Source organism: Streptomyces sp. NPDC001599 (assembly GCF_042893535.1).
In the GTDB taxonomy this organism is placed as follows: Bacteria; Actinomycetota; Actinomycetes; order Streptomycetales; family Streptomycetaceae; genus Streptomyces.
Genome location: NZ_JBIAVA010000005.1, coordinates 65,019 through 83,170, shown reverse-complemented (window position 1 = coordinate 83,170; position 18,152 = coordinate 65,019). Strand labels below are relative to the sequence as shown.

At 73.4% G+C, this 18,152-nt stretch carries 12 protein-coding genes; 6 read left to right on the top strand and 6 right to left on the bottom strand.

The genetic code is table 11. From position 1 onward, the window contains the following. Nucleotides 1-7 precede the first annotated feature (7 nt). Nucleotides 8-2,119: a 4-alpha-glucanotransferase gene (malQ, locus tag ACFYZ3_RS15210; RefSeq protein ID WP_388517028.1), complete on the top strand. Its 2,112-nt coding sequence runs from the start codon at nucleotides 8-10 to the stop codon at nucleotides 2,117-2,119. 85 nt (nucleotides 2,120-2,204) lie between these two features. After that, complete coding sequence (locus ACFYZ3_RS15205) at nucleotides 2,205-2,492, top strand: hypothetical protein (protein ID WP_388517025.1); 288 nt, start codon at nucleotides 2,205-2,207, stop codon at nucleotides 2,490-2,492. A gap of 214 nt (nucleotides 2,493-2,706) precedes the next feature. Here ACFYZ3_RS15205 and ACFYZ3_RS15200 read toward each other — a convergent pair whose 3' ends face one another. After that, a complete protein-coding gene (locus tag ACFYZ3_RS15200; protein ID WP_388517022.1) occupies nucleotides 2,707-3,225 on the bottom strand; it encodes a MarR family winged helix-turn-helix transcriptional regulator in 519 nt (172 codons plus the stop codon). A 115-nt stretch (nucleotides 3,226-3,340) separates the two neighbouring features. Here ACFYZ3_RS15200 and ACFYZ3_RS15195 point away from each other — a divergent pair, with 115 nt between their 5' ends. Then, nucleotides 3,341-4,294 carry an EamA family transporter gene (locus ACFYZ3_RS15195; protein ID WP_388517019.1) on the top strand — a complete coding sequence of 318 codons (954 nt, stop codon included), beginning with the start codon at nucleotides 3,341-3,343 and terminating at the stop codon, nucleotides 4,292-4,294. A gap of 562 nt (nucleotides 4,295-4,856) precedes the next feature. Here ACFYZ3_RS15195 and pepN (ACFYZ3_RS15190) read toward each other — a convergent pair. After that, nucleotides 4,857-7,430: an aminopeptidase N gene (pepN, locus tag ACFYZ3_RS15190; protein WP_388517016.1), complete on the bottom strand. Its 2,574-nt coding sequence runs from the start codon at nucleotides 7,428-7,430 to the stop codon at nucleotides 4,857-4,859. A 112-nt stretch (nucleotides 7,431-7,542) separates the two neighbouring features. Here pepN (ACFYZ3_RS15190) and ACFYZ3_RS15185 point away from each other — a divergent pair, with 112 nt between their 5' ends. Further along, the gene (locus tag ACFYZ3_RS15185) at nucleotides 7,543-8,019 is read left to right on the top strand and encodes a DUF1203 domain-containing protein (RefSeq protein ID WP_388517013.1); all 477 of its coding nucleotides are present in this window, start codon (nucleotides 7,543-7,545) and stop codon (nucleotides 8,017-8,019) included. Here ACFYZ3_RS15185 and ACFYZ3_RS15180 read toward each other — a convergent pair. Continuing rightward, nucleotides 8,016-9,032, bottom strand: a complete 1,017-nt coding sequence (locus ACFYZ3_RS15180) for an aspartate-semialdehyde dehydrogenase (RefSeq protein ID WP_388517010.1) — start codon at nucleotides 9,030-9,032, stop codon at nucleotides 8,016-8,018. The genes ACFYZ3_RS15185 and ACFYZ3_RS15180 overlap by 4 nt on opposite strands. Nucleotides 9,033-9,298: 266 nt before the next feature. Here ACFYZ3_RS15180 and ACFYZ3_RS15175 point away from each other — a divergent pair, with 266 nt between their 5' ends. Both ACFYZ3_RS15175 and ACFYZ3_RS15170 read left to right on the top strand, forming a co-directional pair. Continuing rightward, nucleotides 9,299-9,835 (top strand): sigma-70 family RNA polymerase sigma factor, encoded by a 537-nt coding sequence (locus ACFYZ3_RS15175; RefSeq protein WP_388517007.1) that lies wholly within the window; start codon nucleotides 9,299-9,301, stop codon nucleotides 9,833-9,835. A gap of 1 nt (nucleotide 9,836) precedes the next feature. After that, a complete protein-coding gene (locus ACFYZ3_RS15170) occupies nucleotides 9,837-10,580 on the top strand; it encodes a hypothetical protein (protein WP_388517004.1) in 744 nt (247 codons plus the stop codon). Between the two features lie 138 nt (nucleotides 10,581-10,718). On the opposite strand, the gene ACFYZ3_RS15165 is transcribed toward ACFYZ3_RS15170, so the two are convergent. The 3 genes from ACFYZ3_RS15165 to pepN (ACFYZ3_RS15155) form a co-directional block, all read right to left on the bottom strand. Then, nucleotides 10,719-14,015: a S8 family serine peptidase gene (locus ACFYZ3_RS15165; RefSeq protein ID WP_388517001.1), complete on the bottom strand. Its 3,297-nt coding sequence runs from the start codon at nucleotides 14,013-14,015 to the stop codon at nucleotides 10,719-10,721. Between the two features lie 267 nt (nucleotides 14,016-14,282). Further along, nucleotides 14,283-15,353 carry a hypothetical protein gene (locus ACFYZ3_RS15160; RefSeq protein WP_388516998.1) on the bottom strand — a complete coding sequence of 357 codons (1,071 nt, stop codon included), beginning with the start codon at nucleotides 15,351-15,353 and terminating at the stop codon, nucleotides 14,283-14,285. A gap of 214 nt (nucleotides 15,354-15,567) precedes the next feature. Continuing rightward, nucleotides 15,568-18,150 carry an aminopeptidase N gene (gene pepN / locus ACFYZ3_RS15155; protein ID WP_388516995.1) on the bottom strand — a complete coding sequence of 861 codons (2,583 nt, stop codon included), beginning with the start codon at nucleotides 18,148-18,150 and terminating at the stop codon, nucleotides 15,568-15,570. Nucleotides 18,151-18,152 lie beyond the last annotated feature (2 nt).

The window sequence follows — 18,152 nt, the reverse complement described above, 5'->3', positions numbered from 1 at the left end:
GAAGCAGATGCCCGCAGCCCAGCCGGCCGAGCCCCCCGCCGAGGACCTTCCCGAGGATCTGACCAGGCTCGCCGCCCTGCACGGCGTCGCCACCTCCTACCGCCCCTCCCCGGACCGCACCGTCCCGGTCACGGCCACCGCCGTCACCCTCGCGCTGGCCGCCCTCGGCGTGGACGCGAGCAGCGCCGGGGCCGTACGGGCCGCGCTCACCGCCCGCGAGAGCGAGCTGCGCGAACGGCTGCTGCCACCCACCGTCGTCCGCTGGGACGGCGGCGGCACCCCGGCCGCGCTGTCCGCCCTGCCCGCGGGCACCCGGCTGCGCGTCGACACCGAGCAGGGCGAGCGCCGCGACGGGGCAGGTCCGCTTCCGCCCGGCGTCCACCGGCTGACCGCCACCGCGCCCGACGGGCGCACCGCCGAGGCCCACCTGATCGTCGCGCCCGCCCGGCTGCCCACCCCCGCCGCCCGCTCCCACGGGCTCCTCGTCCAGCTCTACTCCCTCCTCTCCCGTCGCTCCTGGGGCATGGGCGACCTCGGCGACCTCGGCGAACTGGCCGCCTGGGCCGGACGCTCCCTCGGCGCCGGATTCGTGCAGGTCAACCCGCTGCACGCGGCCGTACCCGGCGCCCCCACCGACCCCTCCCCGTACCGGCCGTCCTCGCGCCGCTTCCCCGACCCGGTGCACCTGCGGATCGAGGACGTGCCGGAGTACGCGTACGTCACCGATCCCGAGCGGGGCCGGGCCCTGCGGGAACGGGCCGGGCGGCTGCGCGAGGGCGTTCTGGACAAGGGCGCCCTCATCGACCGGGACGCCGTGTGGGAGCTGAAGCGCGACGCCCTGGAGCTGCTTCACGAGGTCCCGCTCGGCCCCGGCCGCCGCGCCGCCTACTGCGACTACCTCGCCGAACAGGGCACCGCCCTGGAGGACCACGCCACCTGGTGCGCGCTCGCCGAGGTCCACGGCCCCGACTGGCACCGGTGGCCGGACGGCCTGCGTGACCCCCACTCGGCCGACACCGACCGCGCCCGCCGCGAGCTGATGGACCGCGTCGACTTCCACTCCCGGCTCACCTGGCTCACCGACACCCAGCTGACCGCCGCCCAGCACACCGCCCGCGAGGCGGGCATGCCGGTCGGGATCGTCCACGACCTCGCCGTCGGCGTGCACCCGCGCGGCGCCGACTCCTGGGCGCAGCAGGAGTACTTCGCCGCCGGGATGTCGGTGGGAGCGCCGCCGGACGCCTTCAACTCCCGCGGCCAGGACTGGGGCCTGCCGCCCTGGCGCCCGGACCGCCTGGCCGAGTCCGGGTACGCGCCCTTCCGGGAGCTGCTGCGCGGCCTGTTCCGGTACGCCGGGGCGCTGCGCGTCGACCACGTCATGGGCCTGTTCCGGCTCTGGTGGGTGCCCGAGGGCCGGCCGCCCACCGAGGGCACCTACGTCCACTACGACGCCGAGGCCATGCTCGCCGTCCTCGTCCTGGAGGCCGGCCGGGCCGGTGCCGTCGTCATCGGCGAGGACCTGGGCACCGTGGAGCCCGGGGTGCGCGAGGCGCTGCGCGAGCGCGGGGTGCTGGGCACCTCGGTGCTGTGGTTCGAACGGGACTGGACCGGCGACGGCCGCCCCCTGCCGCCCGAGCGGTGGCGCGCCGACTGCCTGGCCACCGCCACCACCCACGACCTGCCGTCCACCGCCGCCCGCCTCACCGGAGAGCACGTCGGACTCCGCGACCGGCTCGGCCTGCTCGCCCGGCCCGTGGAGGAGGAACGCGCCGAGGCCGCCGCGGACGCCGCGGAGTGGCTCGACGTACTGGCCCGGCTCGGCCTGCTGCGCGGCACCGGCGGCGACACCGGAACGCCCGCCGAGGAGGCGGAGATCCAGGCCGTGCACCGCTTCCTGCTGCGCACCCCCGCCCGCATGGTCGGCATCTGGCTCCCGGACGCCGTCGGCGACCGCCGCCCGCAGAACCTGCCCGGGACCTCGGACCAGTACCCGAACTGGCGGCTGCCCGTCGCCGACGCCGAGGGCCGCCCGGTGACGCTGGAGGACCTGGCCGCCTCGCCCCGGCTGCACGCCCTGATCGACGTCGTACGGGAAGGGGACGGGGGCCGGGGTGACTGAACGGGGCGACCGCGCCGTACGCCCGCGGGCCCCGTACGGGCACCCCGGGCGCGCGGCCGCCCGGACCGTTCGCTAACTTGGCACCGTGGACAAGAAGAACGCCCTGCGCGCCGGCGCCCTGGCAGCCGGTACGACGCTGATGATGCTGCTCATGTCGTCCCCCGCGCTCGCGCTGACGCGCGACGACGGCGACGACCCCGGCACCGGCCTGAGCGTCGTCGAGACGCTGGGCCTCTACGTCCTGGCACCGCTCGCGCTGTTCGCGATCATCGCCGGCCTGGTCATGGTCCTGGACCGGTCCCACCCGGACCACCGGGTGTCTGCTCCCGGCGCGAAGACCAAGGCCAAGGGCAAGGTCGCCGCGAAGGCCTGACCTCCCGCACCCGCTTCACCGAGGGCGCCGCCCCGCCGCACGTACGCGCATCAGCCGTACGCCGACGGGGACGGCGCCCTTCGGCGTTCGCTGCGGCGGTCAGGGGTTCGGCGCCGTCAGGCAGCGCTGGAGCGCGGGCGCCGGCCAGGCCACGACCTCCTCGCGGCGGACGCTTCGTGCTGATCACCTTGCCCGCCCCTTGCCCGCCCCTCGCCTACCCCTCGGTACCGGCGAGGAGGTCCCGCAGCAGGTCGGCCAGCTGACCGGCCCGTTCCGCGTCGAGGGAGGCCAGCGCCTCGGTCTGGGCGGCGAGGCCCGCGCCGACCGCCTCGTCGATCAGCTCCAGGCCCCGCTCGGTGAGCGTGACCTGGAGCCCCCGGCGGTCGTGCGGGTCGGGGGAGCGACGCAGCAGGCCCGCCCGTTCCAGCTTGTCCAGCCGACCGGTCATGCCGCCGGTGGTGAGCATGAGCGTGGCCGACAGCTGCCGGGGCGAGAGCGTGTACGGCTCGCCGGAGCGGCGCAGGGTGGCCAGGGCGTCGAACTCCCCGCGAGAGATGCCGAAGCGCGCGTACGCCCGCTCCATCCGGTCGCCCATGGCGCGCGCCAGCCGGAAGACCCGGCCGAAGACCTCCATGCCGGCCGTGTCCAGATCGGGCCGCACGGCCGCCCACTGGTCGATGATCACGTCGACGGGGTCCTTGCGCGGTCCGGGCTGCGGGGGGCGTTCAGTCATGCGACGAGTATCGGGGCCCTTCCGCTCGGCCGCAAGAAAGTGGCTTGACGGAAACTAGCTTAGAAGTAAGCTACTAACTGCTGAGCTTTCCTCGATCCCTCCGAAGGGTGCCCTCGTGCCCGCCACCCGCCCCGCCCTCATCGCACTCACCGCCCTCGCCCCCGTCTCCTGGGGCACCACCTACGCCGTGACCACCGAGTTCCTGCCGCCCGACCGGCCCCTGTTCACCGGCCTGATGCGCGCCCTGCCCGCCGGGCTGCTGCTCCTCGCCCTCGCCCGGGTACTGCCGCGCGGCGCCTGGTGGGGGAAGGCGGCGGTGCTGGGCGCGCTGAACATCGGGGCCTTCTTCCCGCTGCTGTTCCTCGCCGCGTACCGCATGCCCGGCGGGATGGCCGCCGTCGTCGGCTCGGTCGGCCCACTCCTCGTCGTCGGCCTCTCGGCCCTCCTGCTCGGGCAGCGGCCCACCACCCGGTCCGTGCTCACCGGCGCCGTCGCCGCGATCGGCGTCAGCCTGGTGGTGCTGGAGGCGGCCGGGGGGCTGGACACGCTCGGCGTGCTGGCGGCCTTCGCCTCCACCGCCTCCATGTCCACCGGCACCGTGCTCGCGGGGCGCTGGGGCCGTCCCGACGGCGTCGGCCCGCTCGCCCTCACCGGCTGGCAGCTGACCGCGGGCGGCCTGCTCCTCGCACCGCTCGCCCTGCTGGTCGAGGGCGCCCCGCCCGCCCTGGACGGCCCGGCGATCGGCGGCTACCTCTACCTGGCGCTGGCCAACACGGCGCTGGCGTACTGGCTCTGGTTCCGCGGCATCGGCCGGCTCTCGGCGACGCAGGTCACCTTCCTCGGCCCGCTCTCGCCGCTGACCGCCGCCGTGATCGGCTGGGCGGCGCTCGGCGAGGCACTCGGCCCGGTCCAACTGGCTGGGATGGCCCTGGCGTTCGCGGCGACCCTCGCGGGCCAGACGGCGCCGCGCACGCAACCGGTCGCCGTGAGTGGCGGACCCTTCAGTCCTGCTTCACGGAACGGTCGAAAAGATTCGACGGACCTGACGGGTACCGTCCTGCGACGGTAGGCCCGCCAGGCCTCCGCCGCTGTCTCCGAGGGCCCGCGAGGTGACGAAGCCGCCGGACCGTGCCGCCGGTCCAGCCCGCCTTCTGGCGCTGGGTGGTGGCCCTCGCGGTCGTCGCCCCCTCCGGGGCGCGGCAGGGGTCTGCTGGTCGCCCGCCTTCGTGCCGTGTCCGGCGGCACGGATCGTGTTCGTGGTCCGGGGATACGGAGGCGGGGTCCCTCACGTCCGGGGCTGCAGCCACCGCGCACCCCACGCCGGGGTCGTTCGGATCCGATCCGTGGCCGGCCTCGCCCACGCGGCGGAGCCGCACGCCGATACAACCCCGCACTCCTCATGGCACACCTCATGCCTGTCTGCTGGGCGCTGGGCAGGCTCGCGGCGGTGCGGGGCCGACCGTGCGCCACTCGGTCCGGCAAGTTGTCGCGTCCGGGTGCCGCAGTCACTGGTCGTGGTGCTGCGGGCGGCGGACGGACGTCCGTGGACAGGCCTCCCGAGCACGCGCCCCCGAGTACACGTGGAGGGCGCCCAGTACGACACCGGGCGCCCCCTCACACCTGCCGACCGCCTACTCGGCCGCCGCCGCGTCCGCCGCCTGGGCCTTCAGCGCGCGCTCGACGCCCGAGCGGGACTCCGAGACCAGCCGGCGCAGGGCCGCGTTCGGCTCGGCGGAGGCCAGCCACGCGTCCGTGCGGTCCAGGGTCTCCTGCGACACCTGCACCGCCGGGTACAGGCCGACCGCGATCTGCTGGGCCATCTCGTGCGAACGGGACGCCCAGACGTCCTTCAGGGCCTCGAAGTACCGCTCCGTGTACGCCGCGAGCAGCTCGCGCTGGTCGGTCTGGACGAAGCCGGCGATGACCGCCTCCTGCACGGCGTTCGGCAGCTTGTCGGACTCCACGACCGACTCCCAGGCCTCCGCCTTGGCGGCCTCGGTCGGGCGGGCCGCCCGCGCGGTGGCCGCGTGGCGCTCACCGGCCGCGGTCTTGTCCCGCTCGTACTCGGCCGCGATCTCCGACCCGCCGAACCGGCCCACCGCCGCGAGCCGCTGCACGAACGCCCAGCGCAGCTCGGTGTCGACGGCCAGGCCCTCGATCGTCTGCGTGCCGTCGAGCAGCGCGTCGAGGAGGTCCAGCTGCTCCGGCGTCCTGGCCGTCGCGGCGAACGCCCGCGCCCACGCCAGCTGGTGGTCGCTGCCCGCCTCGGCGGCCCGCAGGTGGGCCAGCGTGGCCTCGGTCCAGCGGGTGAGCAGCGCCTCGCGGGCGGTCGGGGCGGCGTACTGGTCGATGGCCAGCTTCACCTGGCGGTGCAGCGACTGCACGACACCGATGTCGGACTCCTTGCCGATGCCGGACAGCACCAGCGAGAGGTAGTCCCGGGTCGCCAGCTCCGCGTCCCGGGTCATGTCCCACGCCGACGCCCAGCACAGGGCGCGGGGGAGGGACTCCGTGAAGTCGCCCAGGTGCTCGGTGACCACGGCCAGCGACTGCTCGTCCAGGCGGACCTTCGCGTACGACAGGTCGTCGTCGTTGAGCAGGAGCACCGCCGGGCGGGGCTTGCCGACCAGCTGCGGCACGGCCGTCAGCTCGCCGTCCACGTCCAGCTCGACCCGGTCCCCGCGCACCAGCTTGCCGTCGCCGTCGAGGTCGTAGGCGCCGATCGCGATGCGGTGGGGGCGGAGGGTGGGCTCGCCCTTCGCCCCGGTGGGCAGCGCGGGGGCCTCCTGGCGGATGGCGAAGGAGGTGATGACACCGTCGGCGTCGGTCTCGATCTCCGGGCGCAGCACGTTGATGCCGGCCGTCTCCAGCCACGCCTTCGACCAGGTCTTCAGATCGCGGCCCGAGGTCTCCTCCAGCGCGCCCAGCAGGTCGGACAGGCGGGTGTTGCCGAACGCGTGCCGCTTGAAGTACGCCTGCACGCCCCGGAAGAACGCGTCCTCACCGACGTACGCCACGAGCTGCTTGAGGACGCTGGCGCCCTTGGCGTACGTGATGCCGTCGAAGTTGACGAGCACGTCGTCCAGGTCGCTGATGTCCGCCATGATCGGGTGCGTGGACGGCAGCTGGTCCTGCCGGTACGCCCAGGTCTTCATCTGGTTGGCGAACGTCGTCCACGAGTGCGGCCACTTCGACCCCGGCGCGGCGGCCTGGCAGGCGGCCTCGGCGTAGGTGGCGAACGACTCGTTCAGCCACAGGTCGTTCCACCACTCCATGGTGACCAGGTCGCCGAACCACATGTGCGCCAGCTCGTGCAGGATCGTCGCCGCCCGCACCTCGTACGCCGCGTCCGTCACCTTGGAGCGGAACACGTACTGGTCGCGGATGGTCACCGCACCCGCGTTCTCCATCGCGCCCGCGTTGAACTCCGGCACGAAGAGCTGGTCGTACTTCTTGAACGGGTACTGGTAGTCGAACTTCTCCTGGAACCAGTCGAAGCCCTGCCGGGTGACCTCGAAGATCGCGTCCGCGTCGAGGTGCTCGGCCAGCGAGGGGCGGCAGTAGATGCCGAGCGGGACGGACTGGCCGTCCTTCTCGTACACGCTGTGCACCGAGTGGTACGGGCCGACGATCAGCGCCGTGATGTACGACGAGATACGCGGGGTCGGCTCGAACTCCCAGACGTTGTCCCTCGGTTCGGGCGTCGGCGAGTTGGAGATGACCGTCCAGCCCTCGGGGGCCTTCACGGTGAACTGGAACGTCGCCTTCAGGTCCGGCTGCTCGAAGCTGGCGAAGACGCGGCGCGCGTCCGGCACCTCGAACTGGGTGTACAGGTACGCCTGGTCGTCCACCGGGTCGACGAACCGGTGCAGACCCTCGCCGGTGTTGGTGTACGCGCAGTCCGCGACCACGCGCAGGATGTTGCGTCCCGGCAGCAGGCCCGGCAGGGCGATGCGGGAGTCCTGGAACACCTCGGCGGCGTCGAGGGCGTCGCCGTTCAGCGTCACCTCGTGGACCGTCGGCGCGACCAGGTCGATGAAGGACTCGCCGCCGCCCTCGGCGACGTCGAAGCGCACCGTGGTCACGGACCGGTAGGTGCCGCCCTCCTGCGCGCCGGTGAGGTCGAGATCGATCTCGTACGAGTCAACGGTCAGCAGCGTTGCCCGCTGCCGCGCCTCTTCGCGAGTCAGGTTTGTGCCAGGCACGCGGTCATCTCCTCGTTATGTGTGGGTTGCGCCATCCTTCCACGTGGCCGGGACGGAACGCGATGTCCATTTCCCGCCGGTGCCCGGCGCGCCCGCCCGCGAGCCTGGACCCATGAACGGCCACACCGCACAGCCCATCCCGCCGGGCGTCCTCGACGAACTCCGCGCCACCGACGACGCGGGCCGCGTCCCCGCGCCCACGACCGACGACGAGGGCGGCGCCCCGCTGCGCTGCTGCCTGCGCCGCAGCCGCGCCGGTGAGCGGATCGCGCTCGTCTCCTACGCCCCGCTGCGCCGCTGGGCGGCAAGGACGGGCGCCGACCCGGGCGCCTACGACGAGCGGGGACCGGTGTTCATCCACGCCGAGGAGTGCGCGGGACCGGAGACGGACCGTCTTCCCTTCACCAACGCGCATCGCACCCTGCGCCGCTACTCCGCCGACGGGCACATCCTGGGCGGGCGGCTGGTCGAGGGCGCCGACGCCTTCGCGCCTGCCCTCCGAGAAGCGCTCGACGACCCGGCCGTGGCGTTCGTCCACGTCCGGGCCGTCGAGTACGGCTGCTTCCTCTACGAGGTCACCAGGGACTAGCCCTTCAGCTCCGCCGCCACCAGCTCCGCGATCTGCACCGCGTTCAGGGCCGCGCCCTTGCGGAGGTTGTCGTTGGAGACGAACAGGGCGAGGCCGTTGTCCACGGTCTCGTCCTGGCGGATCCGGCCCACGTACGACGGGTCCTGACCGGCCGCCTCCAGCGGCGTCGGCACCTCGGTGAGGGCCACGCCGGGGGCGCCGGCCAGCAGCTCCTTGGCGCGCTCCACGCTGATCGGGCGGGCGAAACGGGCGTTGATCTGCAGGGAGTGGCCGCTGAAGACGGGCACGCGCACGCAGGTGCCGGACACCTTCAGCTCCGGGATCTCCAGGATCTTGCGGGACTCGTTGCGGAGCTTCTGCTCCTCGTCCGTCTCGTGCAGGCCGTCGTCGACGAGGGAACCGGCCAGCGGCAGCACGTTGTACGCGATGGGCGCCACGTACTTGTCCGGCTTCGGGAACTCGACCGCCGAACCGTCGTGGGTCAGCTTGGGGGCGTCCGCGCCGACCTTCTGGACCTGCTCGAACAGCTCGTCCACGCCGGCCAGGCCGGAGCCGGACACCGCCTGGTAGGTGGCGACGACGAGGGCTTCGAGGCCCGCCTCGGCGTGCAGCGGGCGCAGCACCGGCATCGCGGCCATCGTGGTGCAGTTCGGGTTGGCGATGATGCCCTTGGGACGGTCGGCGATCGCGTGCGGGTTCACCTCGGAGACCACCAGCGGGACCTGGGGGTCGCGGCGCCAGGCGGAGGAGTTGTCGATCACGACGGGGCCCTGCGAGGCGACCTTTTCGGCCAGCGCCTTGGAGGTGGCGCCGCCCGCCGAGAACAGCACGATGTCCAGCCCGGAGTAGTCGGCGGTGGCCGCGTCCTCCACCGTCACGCCGTCCAGCTCCTTGCCGGCGCTGCGGGCCGAGGCGAACAGGCGCAGTTCGGTGACGGGGAAGTCGCGCTCCGTGAGGATCCTGCGCATGACCGTGCCCACCTGACCGGTGGCTCCGACGATTCCGACCCTCACGGTGACTCCTTCTCCGTCTTGTACGCGTGTCCTCACGCGCGCTTTGCTCGGCCGAGACTTTTCCATCATGGGGCGAAGCCCGGCCCGCCTGTCCAATCCTTTGCACGGTGTTCCCGCACCTTGGGACGCGGTGGCTCGGTCCGCCCCTGCCCATCCCTTCCCGCCGCACACGACGATGTGACGTACGCCTCGCGCCGAAAGGCGGCCGCCCGGGCGAACGTTTCGGGCTGCTCGCGCGTCGTAGGGGAAACGTGGCCGGGGGAGGAATGGCTTTGCTGCGCAGAAGGGCCCGCCGCGGCCAGGGGGACGACGTACGCGACGACCCCCTGGACGCGGCACAGGAACGCCGGGTGCGGGCGGTGCTCGCGCTCGGCGGGGTGCCGCAGGCAGACCTGCCGGACGGGGTGCAGCAGGTCCGCCTGCGGCTGCTGGAGCGGACGGCCGGCGGCCGCGAGGCGCCGCGCGACGTGTCCGCCTGGGCGGCGGTCGTCGCCTCCAACCTGGCCATGGACTGGCACCGGGCCAGGCGCCGCCAGGACCGGCTCGGGGAACGCCTGGCCGCGCTGCGCCAGACGGAGCACCCACGCGACGAGGACACCAGCGTCCTGTCCCTCGCCGTCGCCCAGGGCCTGGACGAGCTGCCCGACGCCCAGCGCCAGGTCCTCGTCCTGCGCTTCTACGCCGACCTGTCGGTGCGCGGCATCGCCGAGGAGCTGGGCATCCCCGAGGGCACGGTCAAGAGCAGGCTGCACACGGCGGTACGGGCCCTGCGCGCCCGCCTGCACGAGGACGAGGTGGTGTGAGATGGCCGCCGAACAGCACCCCGGTGGGTACGACGCGCTGATGGCCGCGATCACGGGCGAGCCGCTGCCGCCGGACGCGGGGCCGGACGCCCGCGGCGAGCACCGGTCGGCGACGGCCGACGTGGCGCTGCTGCGGGAGCAGCTGGCCCTGCTCGGTGACGCCCTGGGCGAGGCGGTCCCGGCGGAGCGACCGGCCCCCGCCCCCGTTCGGGTCCCGGCACCGGGCCGCCGCCGTCCCTTCCGCCTCGCCCTGGGTGTCCTCGCGGCGGCCTGCGCGGGTGTCGTGGTCACGGGCCTGGGCTGGCTGGTCGTGCAGGACGGCACCGGCGCCACCCAGGACGCGGCGAGCGACAGCGCGGCCGACCGGTCCGGGGCGCGGCCGGACAGCCCGTCCGCGGGCCAGGAGGCCGCCGTGGTCTTCGGCACCCCCCGCTACCTCGCCTGCGCCCGGCTGGTCGCCGAGGGCACGGTGACCGCGGCCGAACCGGTACCGGGCACCGCGCGGCACCGGATCACGCTCCGCGTGACGCACGCCTACGCGCCCGGGGAGAGCACCGGGCCGACGACGACGTTCGTCCTGGACGACAGCCTCGCCACCCTCGCCCCGGGCCGGCAGGTGCTGGTCGGCGCCCTGCGGGACCGGCCCACCGCGGACACGGTGATCACCGGCGACCGGAACATCGCCACCGCCCGCACCTGGGTCACCGCCTCCCTCCCCGAGTCCCGCACCCTCACCTGCGACTGACCCATCCGGAGGCAAGCGAAAGGGGCGGGCGCCCGGCAAAGGTGCGCCCGCCCCGGGGCCTGCCGCCACATTCCCGCCTGCCCGGCTCTCCGGGCGGACGACGGGGAATGTGGCGGCAGGCCCCCGTACCGCACCGGACTACGGCACGACCTTCCCGATCCGCACGCTGCCCAGGCCCGCGACCGTGCCGTGGGCGTTGACCAGCTGGACGCGGCCGAAGAACTCGCGGCCCTCGGGGGCGGCGGCCAGGGCCGTGACGCTGCCGGAGACCGTCGCGGAGTCGCCCGTGCCGAGCTGCACCGTCGCCGAGTCGTCCACCGTGACCGAGCCGAGCGTGGCGGCGAAGTACACGTCCCGGTAGTCGTACTCCGTGCTGCCCGACGGCACCGAGTAGCCCGCGACCTCGACGGTGTACGTGCCGGCGGCCGGCTTCGCGATCGACACCGACTCCTCCGAGTCGCCGTCGGCGGACTGGGCGACGACGGCGCCGTCCGCGCCGTAGACCGTCAGGTCCAGGTCGGCGGCCGCGTCCGAGACGCCCCCGATGGCGACGTCCAGCGACTCGGCGCCCTCGGGCACCTCGACCGTGGAGGTGGCCGTCTCACCCTGCTTGATCGTCGGGCGGGACGTCTCGGACGAGCCGAGCGGGCCGCCGACCAGCTTGCCCTCCAGGGCGGCGTACTTGTTGGTCACCGTCCAGGAGGCGTCGGCCGGGGTGCCCGCCTTGGCCTCGGGCACGGTCACGACCTCCGGGTCGAAGTCCGCGCCGAGCACGGTGACGTCCAACTGGTAGGGGTTGTCGAGCAGCGGCGAGGTGCGCCGTGCCTCGACCTCGACCTCCCAGACGCCCGGCTGCGGGTCCGCGTAGGCACGCACGTCGGGGCGGCAGCCGTTGCCGTCGAGGTAGTTGTTGTAGCAGTACGGCGTCGAGGTGTTGTCGGACGGGACGCCGTACGGGTGGATGGAGATGAACCGGGTCTGGCTCTCACCCTTGAGCCCGCCGATCGCCACCTCCAGCGCCTTCGCGCCCTCGGGGACGGTCACGAAGTACGACGTGGTGCTGTTGCGCTGCACCGAGCTCTTCGCGGAGAAGTCGTACTTCAGCGGGGCGGAGACCACGACCGTGGTCAGCACCTGCTGGTCGACGCCCTCGGTGCGCGGGTCGTCCACCTCGAGGATCGCGCTCTTGAGCCCGGCGGAGCCGGGGCGCGCCTCGACCTTGACGGTCACCGGCTCGTTCAGCGGCAGCCTCACCTCGTCGCGGCCGACGATCCGGAAGGTGTGACCCGCGTTGTTCTCGAAGTCCAGCTCGTGCCGGACCGCCCGGTCCGGTCCTGTGGTACGGGTGAGCGTGATCTCGTACGTCTTCTTCTGCCCGGCCTTCAGGCCGCCCTCGCGGTCGTAGAGGCCGGTGCCGTAGCCCGGCGTCTCGAGGAACTGGTCGATCGCGGTGTCGACCGGCGCCTTGACCGTGTACTCGTGGGCGCTCGCGCCGCGCCGGATCGACTTCCAGGCGTCGGGGATGTCGATCAGGCCCGCGCCCTCCTCGTACGCCTGCACGCCCCTGATGTGGTCGGCGGTGGAGGTCAGCGCCGTGCGCAGCTTCGCCGGGGTGAGGTCGATGCGGGCCTGCTCGGCCGCCGACAGGAGCAGCGCCGAGGCGCCCGCGGCCTGCGGGGAGGCCATCGAGGTGCCCTGGAGCATGCCGTAGCCGGCGGGGAGGTCGTAGCCCGCCTCGGGGACCGGGGCGCCCGGCATCCAGGTCTGGATGGAGTTGACCGCGGCGCCGGGCGCGGTCAGCGTCGGCGTGAAGCCGCCGTCCTCACGCGGTCCGCGCGAGGAGAACGGCATCATCTGGTACTTGGTCTTCACCGCGGAGCCGTAGTTGGCGGCCCAGGTCTCGCGGGAGATGGACGCGCCGACCGAGATCACCTTGTCGGCGAGGCCGGGGTCGCCGATGGTGTTGGCGCCGGGGCCGGAGTTGCCCGCCGAGATGACGAGCTGGACGCCGTAGGTGTCGATGAGCCGGGTGTACAGCTCGGAACGCGCGTTGTTGCCGTCGTTGAGGGCGGGCAGGCCGCCGATCGACATGTTGACGATGTCGACGCCCCGGTTCACGACGAGGTCGATCATGCCCTCGGTCAGCGCGACGTTGGTGCAGCCTCCGCTCCAGGTGCACGCGCGCGAGGAGACGATCTTCGCGCCGGGTGCGGCACCGTCCATCCGGCCGCCGAACAGCCCGTTGGCGGCGGCGAGTCCGGCGACGTGCGTGCCGTGCTCGGACTCGATGACGCCGATGTTCACGAAGTCCGCCTTGGCGCCCGCGGAGTTGTAGACGACGTCCTTGCGGATCTCGACCACGAAGGGCTGGCGCTCGGCCACGTCCGTCTTCGGGTCGTCGGTGCCGAAGTACCCGACCTGGAAGCCGTCCTTGTAGGGCTTCATCGGGGTGTCGTCGGAGAAGTCGTGGTTGTTGTTCAGGTCGACGCGGACCGTGCCGGCCTCGGCGTCGTACAGGACGCCCCAGGAGTCGGTGGTGTCGCCGTCCCGGTTGGCGTCGCCCGCGGCGTCACCGCCGGTGGTGTACGACTCCAGGAAGGTGCTGACCCGGTACGCGCCGGCGGGCGCCGTCCAGGTCTGCCCGCCGTAGGTGAAGGTGGGGCCGGAGACCGAGGCGGTCATCGGGCGCCAGGTGCGGTCGCCGTCGACGACCGGGTCGGTGGCGGTGACCCAGTCGACGATCTTGCGCTCGCCCGTGGTGGTCTTCTGGAGCGCCGGGTGGCCGAGGTCGACGCCGGAGTCGAGGATGCCGATGGTGACGCCGCGGCCGTCCGACTTCGGGTACTTCTTCACGAAGTCGACGGCGCCCGTCTCGAAGGACGGGTTGTACGGGTTCTCGGCGGGCGTCCAGCGGTTCGGCGCCGGGTAGGAACGGCCCTTGTGCGAGGCGCCCTTCGCCATGTCCGCGCTCGGCGTCGGGTCGTCCAGCGGGATCTCGTCGCGCAGGTCGATGCCGTGGACGGAGGAGAGCTTGGCGGCGGCCGCGATGGCCGAGTCCGCCTTGGCGGTGGGCACGGTGGCGCGCACGTAGCCCAGCTCGTCGTAGGTGCGGCCGACGGTGCCGCCGGAGACCGCGTCCAGCTCCTTCGCCACCTGCTCGGTCCGGCCCGGGGCGGTGGCGACCATCATCGTGACGTTCTTCTCGCCGTCGGCCTTCGCCTCGGCGAGCAGGTCCGCGTCGTCGGAACCGAGCTTGTCGTGGGCGGACTTGACGGAGGCGTCGACCGGTGGCGCGGTCGTCGCGGGCCCGTCGGCGGCGAGGGCCAGGGGCACGGGCCCGACGGCGGCGAGCGCGGCGGCGAGACCCGTGGCGACGGCCAGGCGGGCCGCGCGTCTCGCGCCCGGTATCGGTTCGCGCTGGGGGCTGTTGGTCATCGGCATCCCTTGGGGTGAAGGAACGGGCGGTACGACCAAGGCCGACCGGCCCTGGCCGAGGCAGTCCGGAATCCGATCCCGGACGACCGCTCAGCTTTACTCAAGAGATCACCGATTGGGGAGAGTTGTCCGGGACGGGATGAAGCCATGGCGTACTTCCGCCATGCGCCATCGGGGACACAAGGGGCGGGTCATGACAATCCCGTTTCCCGCCCCGGGCCGTGCGGCTCCCGACCCGCGTCCCCCGGTGGCCCGCCCGGCGCCCTCCTACCGCGGCAGCACCACGACGTACGCGGCGGGCTCCCGGTCCCCGGCCGCCATCAGCGCCGTCCGTACGACGGCCGCCTGGTGCTCCGGGCAGTCCCGCAGCTTGCGCGGGGTGAGGTGTACGACCGTGATGCCGAGCCGTTCCAGGTGCTCGCGCTTGCGGGCGTGCTCCGCCCGGGCGGCGTCGTCCTCCTGCTGCCGGTGCGCCCGGACGTCCAGCTCCAGCGCCACCGCCTGCTCGGGCCAGAAGGCGTCCACGCCGCCCAGGCGGGGGCCGCCGGGCAGGCGCAGGTCGACGTTCCAGACCGGCTCGGGCAGGGCGTGCTCGCGCACCATCCGGTACAGCCGCTGCTCGGCCAGCGCCCGCCCCTCGGCGACCAGGGAGTCCACCGCGTCCACGACGTGCGGGCGGCTGAGCAGCCGCGCCCGGTTCAGCTCCCGTACCACCGCGGCCGGTTCGCAGTGACCGCCGCGCACCGCCTCCGTCAGCAGCCGGCGGACCGTGCCCGGGTCGGTCAGCTCCGCGACCGCGTCCGCAAGGGCCCGCGCCACCGGCGCCACCGGAACCCCCGTCAGCTCCACGGCGGTCGGCAGCGCGGTGGTGCGGACGACGCGCGCACAGCCCGTCGTGCGCAGCCGGCGCAGCCGCGGGACCAGGACGTCGATGAGCTCCAGGGCGGACAGCGGGGGAGCGGCGGAGAAGCCGTGCAGCGTCAGCGCGGCCAAGCCCGTGATCATCGCCTCCGCGTAGGCCGGCACGGGCGGGTGCTCCCCGCCCGGCTGGACCGGCACCGAGGCGCTCACGCCGGGTGCCGTGCCGGAGGTGCGGTCCCGCGCCGCGTAGAGCAGCACCGCGTGCAGGCGCTCGTCGCTGGTCGGCGGCCCCGGGTGCAGCAGGACGACGTTCGGGAGGAGCTGCTGCCAGGGCCCGCCGGGCCGGCACTGCTCGTTGGTCTCCGCGGCGGAGACACCGTGCGCCCGCAGCTGGGCGGCCGTCATCAGCCGGCGCCGGCCGTCGGCCAGTGCGTGCAGCGGGCGGGGGCGGGGGGAGAGCGGGGTGTTGTGCGTCATGACCGGCAATTTCCCGCGCCCGATCGGCCCCCTAACCGCTGTTACACGTCCATCGCCGAACCGGGACAAGCCCGGACTAAAGGACGGGTGTTCGGATGCCGAAACCCCTGGTCCGAACGGGTGGGACCAGGGGTTACGGCCGGCCGGGCACGCATCTTGTAACGATGACGGAACGCCCGATCATTGGCCAAAGATCAGGCGGGGAGGGGGACCGCTACCGAACGCCCGCCGCCGCGTCGCAGGCCTGCCCGCGCAGCGCCCGCGCCAGGTCGTCCCGCGCCTCCAGCACCAGCCGGCGCAGCGCCGGGGCCGCGTCCTCGTGCGCCGACAGCCACGCGTCGGTCGCGTCCAGGGTGTCCTGGGAGTCCCGCAGCGACGGGAACAGGCCCCGGACCACGTCCATCCCGATCTGGATGGACCGCTCGGCCCACACCCGCTCGATCGCCGCGAAGTACTTCTCGGTGTACGGCGCGACCAGGTCCCGCTGCGAGGGCTGCGCGAACCCGGCGATGGTCGCCTCCACCAGCGCGTTCGACAGCGCGTCCGACTCCACGACCTGCGCCCAGGCCTGCGCCTTCACCGCCGCCGAGGGGCGGGCCGCCAGACAGCGCACCTGGTGGCGCTTGCCGGAGGCCGTGTCGTCGCGGGCCAGCTCGGCGGCCAGGACGCCCTCGTCGGCCTCGCCGTGGGCCGCCAGCGGCGCGAGGAAGGCCCAGCGCAGCTCCTGGTCCACGTCCAGGCCCTCGATCTTCTCGGTGCCCTCCAGCAGCCCGCGCAGCAGCTCCAGCTCCGCCCCGTCGGACGCCACCGACGCGAAGAACCGCGCCCACGCCAGCTGCTGCTCACTGCCCGGCGCCGCGTCCCGCAGCTCGCGCAGCGCACCCTCGCCGAGCAGCCGGCCGCCGGTCTCCCGCCAGTCGGGCGCCGCGTAGTGCACCAGCGCCGAGTTCGTCCAGGCGTGCAGCATCTGAAGGACGCCGATGTCCGACTCGCGGCCCGCGAAGCGCAGCACCAGCGCCGCGAAGTCCCGGGCGGGCAGCAGCGCGTCCCGCGTCATGTTCCACAGCGCCGACCAGCACAGGGCACGGGCCAGCGGGTCGGTCAGGGACCCCAGGTGCTCGCGCAGCGTCTCCAGCGAGGTCGCGTCGAACCGCGTCTTGCAGTACGTGAGGTCGTCGTCGTTGACCAGGACCAGCTCGGGCGCCTCGGCACCGGCCAGCTCCGCCACCACCGTGCGCGGCCCCTCGACGTCCGCCTCGGCGCGGGCGTACCGCTCCAGCGCGCCCTCGGCCGTACGCCGGTACAGGCCCACCGCGACGCGGTGCGGGCGCAGTTCGGGATGCGACTCCGCCGCCTCCTGCACCACGGCCAGCTCGTCGACGGTGCCCGCCTCGCCCAGCAGCACCTGCGGGGTCAGCGAGTTGACGCCGGCCGTCTGGAGCCAGGAGCGCGACCAGGCCGCCATGTCCCGGCCGCTGGTCTCCTCCAGGACCGACAGCAGATCCCCCAGGCGCGTGTTGCCGTACGCGTGCCGCTTGAAGTAGCGCCGCGCGCCCTCCAGGAACGCGTCCTGCCCGACGTACGCCACCAGCTGCTTGAGCGCGGAGGCGCCCTTGGCGTAGGTGATGCCGTCGAAGTTGAGCTTGGCGTCCTCCAGGTCACGGATGTCGGCCGTGATCGGATGCGTGGAGGGCAGCTGGTCGGCGCGGTACGCCCAGGCCTTGCGGCGGTTGGCGAAGGTGATCCAGGCGTCCTTGAAGCGGGTCGCGCCGACGTTGGCGAAGGCGCCCATGAAGTCGGCGAAGGACTCCTTCAGCCACAGGTCGTCCCACCACTCCATGGTGACCAGGTCGCCGAACCACATGTGCGCCATCTCGTGCAGGATCGTGTTGGCGCGGCCCTCGTACGACGCCCGCGTCACCTTCCCGCGGAAGATGTACTCCTCCCGGAAGGTCACCATCCCCGGGTTCTCCATCGCGCCGAGGTTGTACTCCGGCACGAACGCCTGGTCGTACTTCCCGAAGGGGTACGGGTAGTCGAAGTGGTCGTGGAAGAAGTCGAAGCCCTGCTTGGTGATCAGGAAGACGTCGTCGGCGTCGAAGTGCGGGGCGAGTCCCTTGCGGCACAGGGCGCCGAGCGGGATCTCCAGCCGGGTGCCGTCCTCGAAGACGCGCTCGTAGGAGTCCGTCACGTAGTGGTAGGGACCGGCCACGACACACGTGATGTACGTCGAGATCGGCTTCGTCTCCGCGAACCGCCACACCCCGTCGACGCGCTCACCGACGCCGTTGGACCACACCGTCCACTCCTCGGGCGCCCGCACCTCGAAGCGGAAGGGCGCCTTCAGGTCCGGCTGCTCGAAGTTGGCGAAGACCCGGCGCGAGTCGGCCGGCTCGTACTGGGTGTACAGGTACACCTCGCCGTCCTCCGGGTCGACGAAGCGGTGCAGGCCCTCGCCGGTGCGGGAGTACGCGCACTGGGCGTCGACCACCAGCTCGTTGTCGGCGGCCAGGTCCTCCAGGACGATCCGGGAGCCGTCGAAGACCTCGCTCGGGTCGAGGTCGCGGCCGTTGAGCGACACGGCGGTGACGCTCGGTGCGACCAGGTCGGCGAAACTGCTCGCGCCGGGCTCGTTGCAGCGGAAGCGGAGCGTGGTGACGGACCGGAACGTGCGCGGCCCCTCGCCCTGCGCGTCACCGACGGCCGAGCGCACGTCGAGGGACACCTCGTACCCGTCGACGGACAGCAGGGCGGCCCGCTCCCGGGCCTCGTCGCGGGACAGATTCTCACCGGGCACGG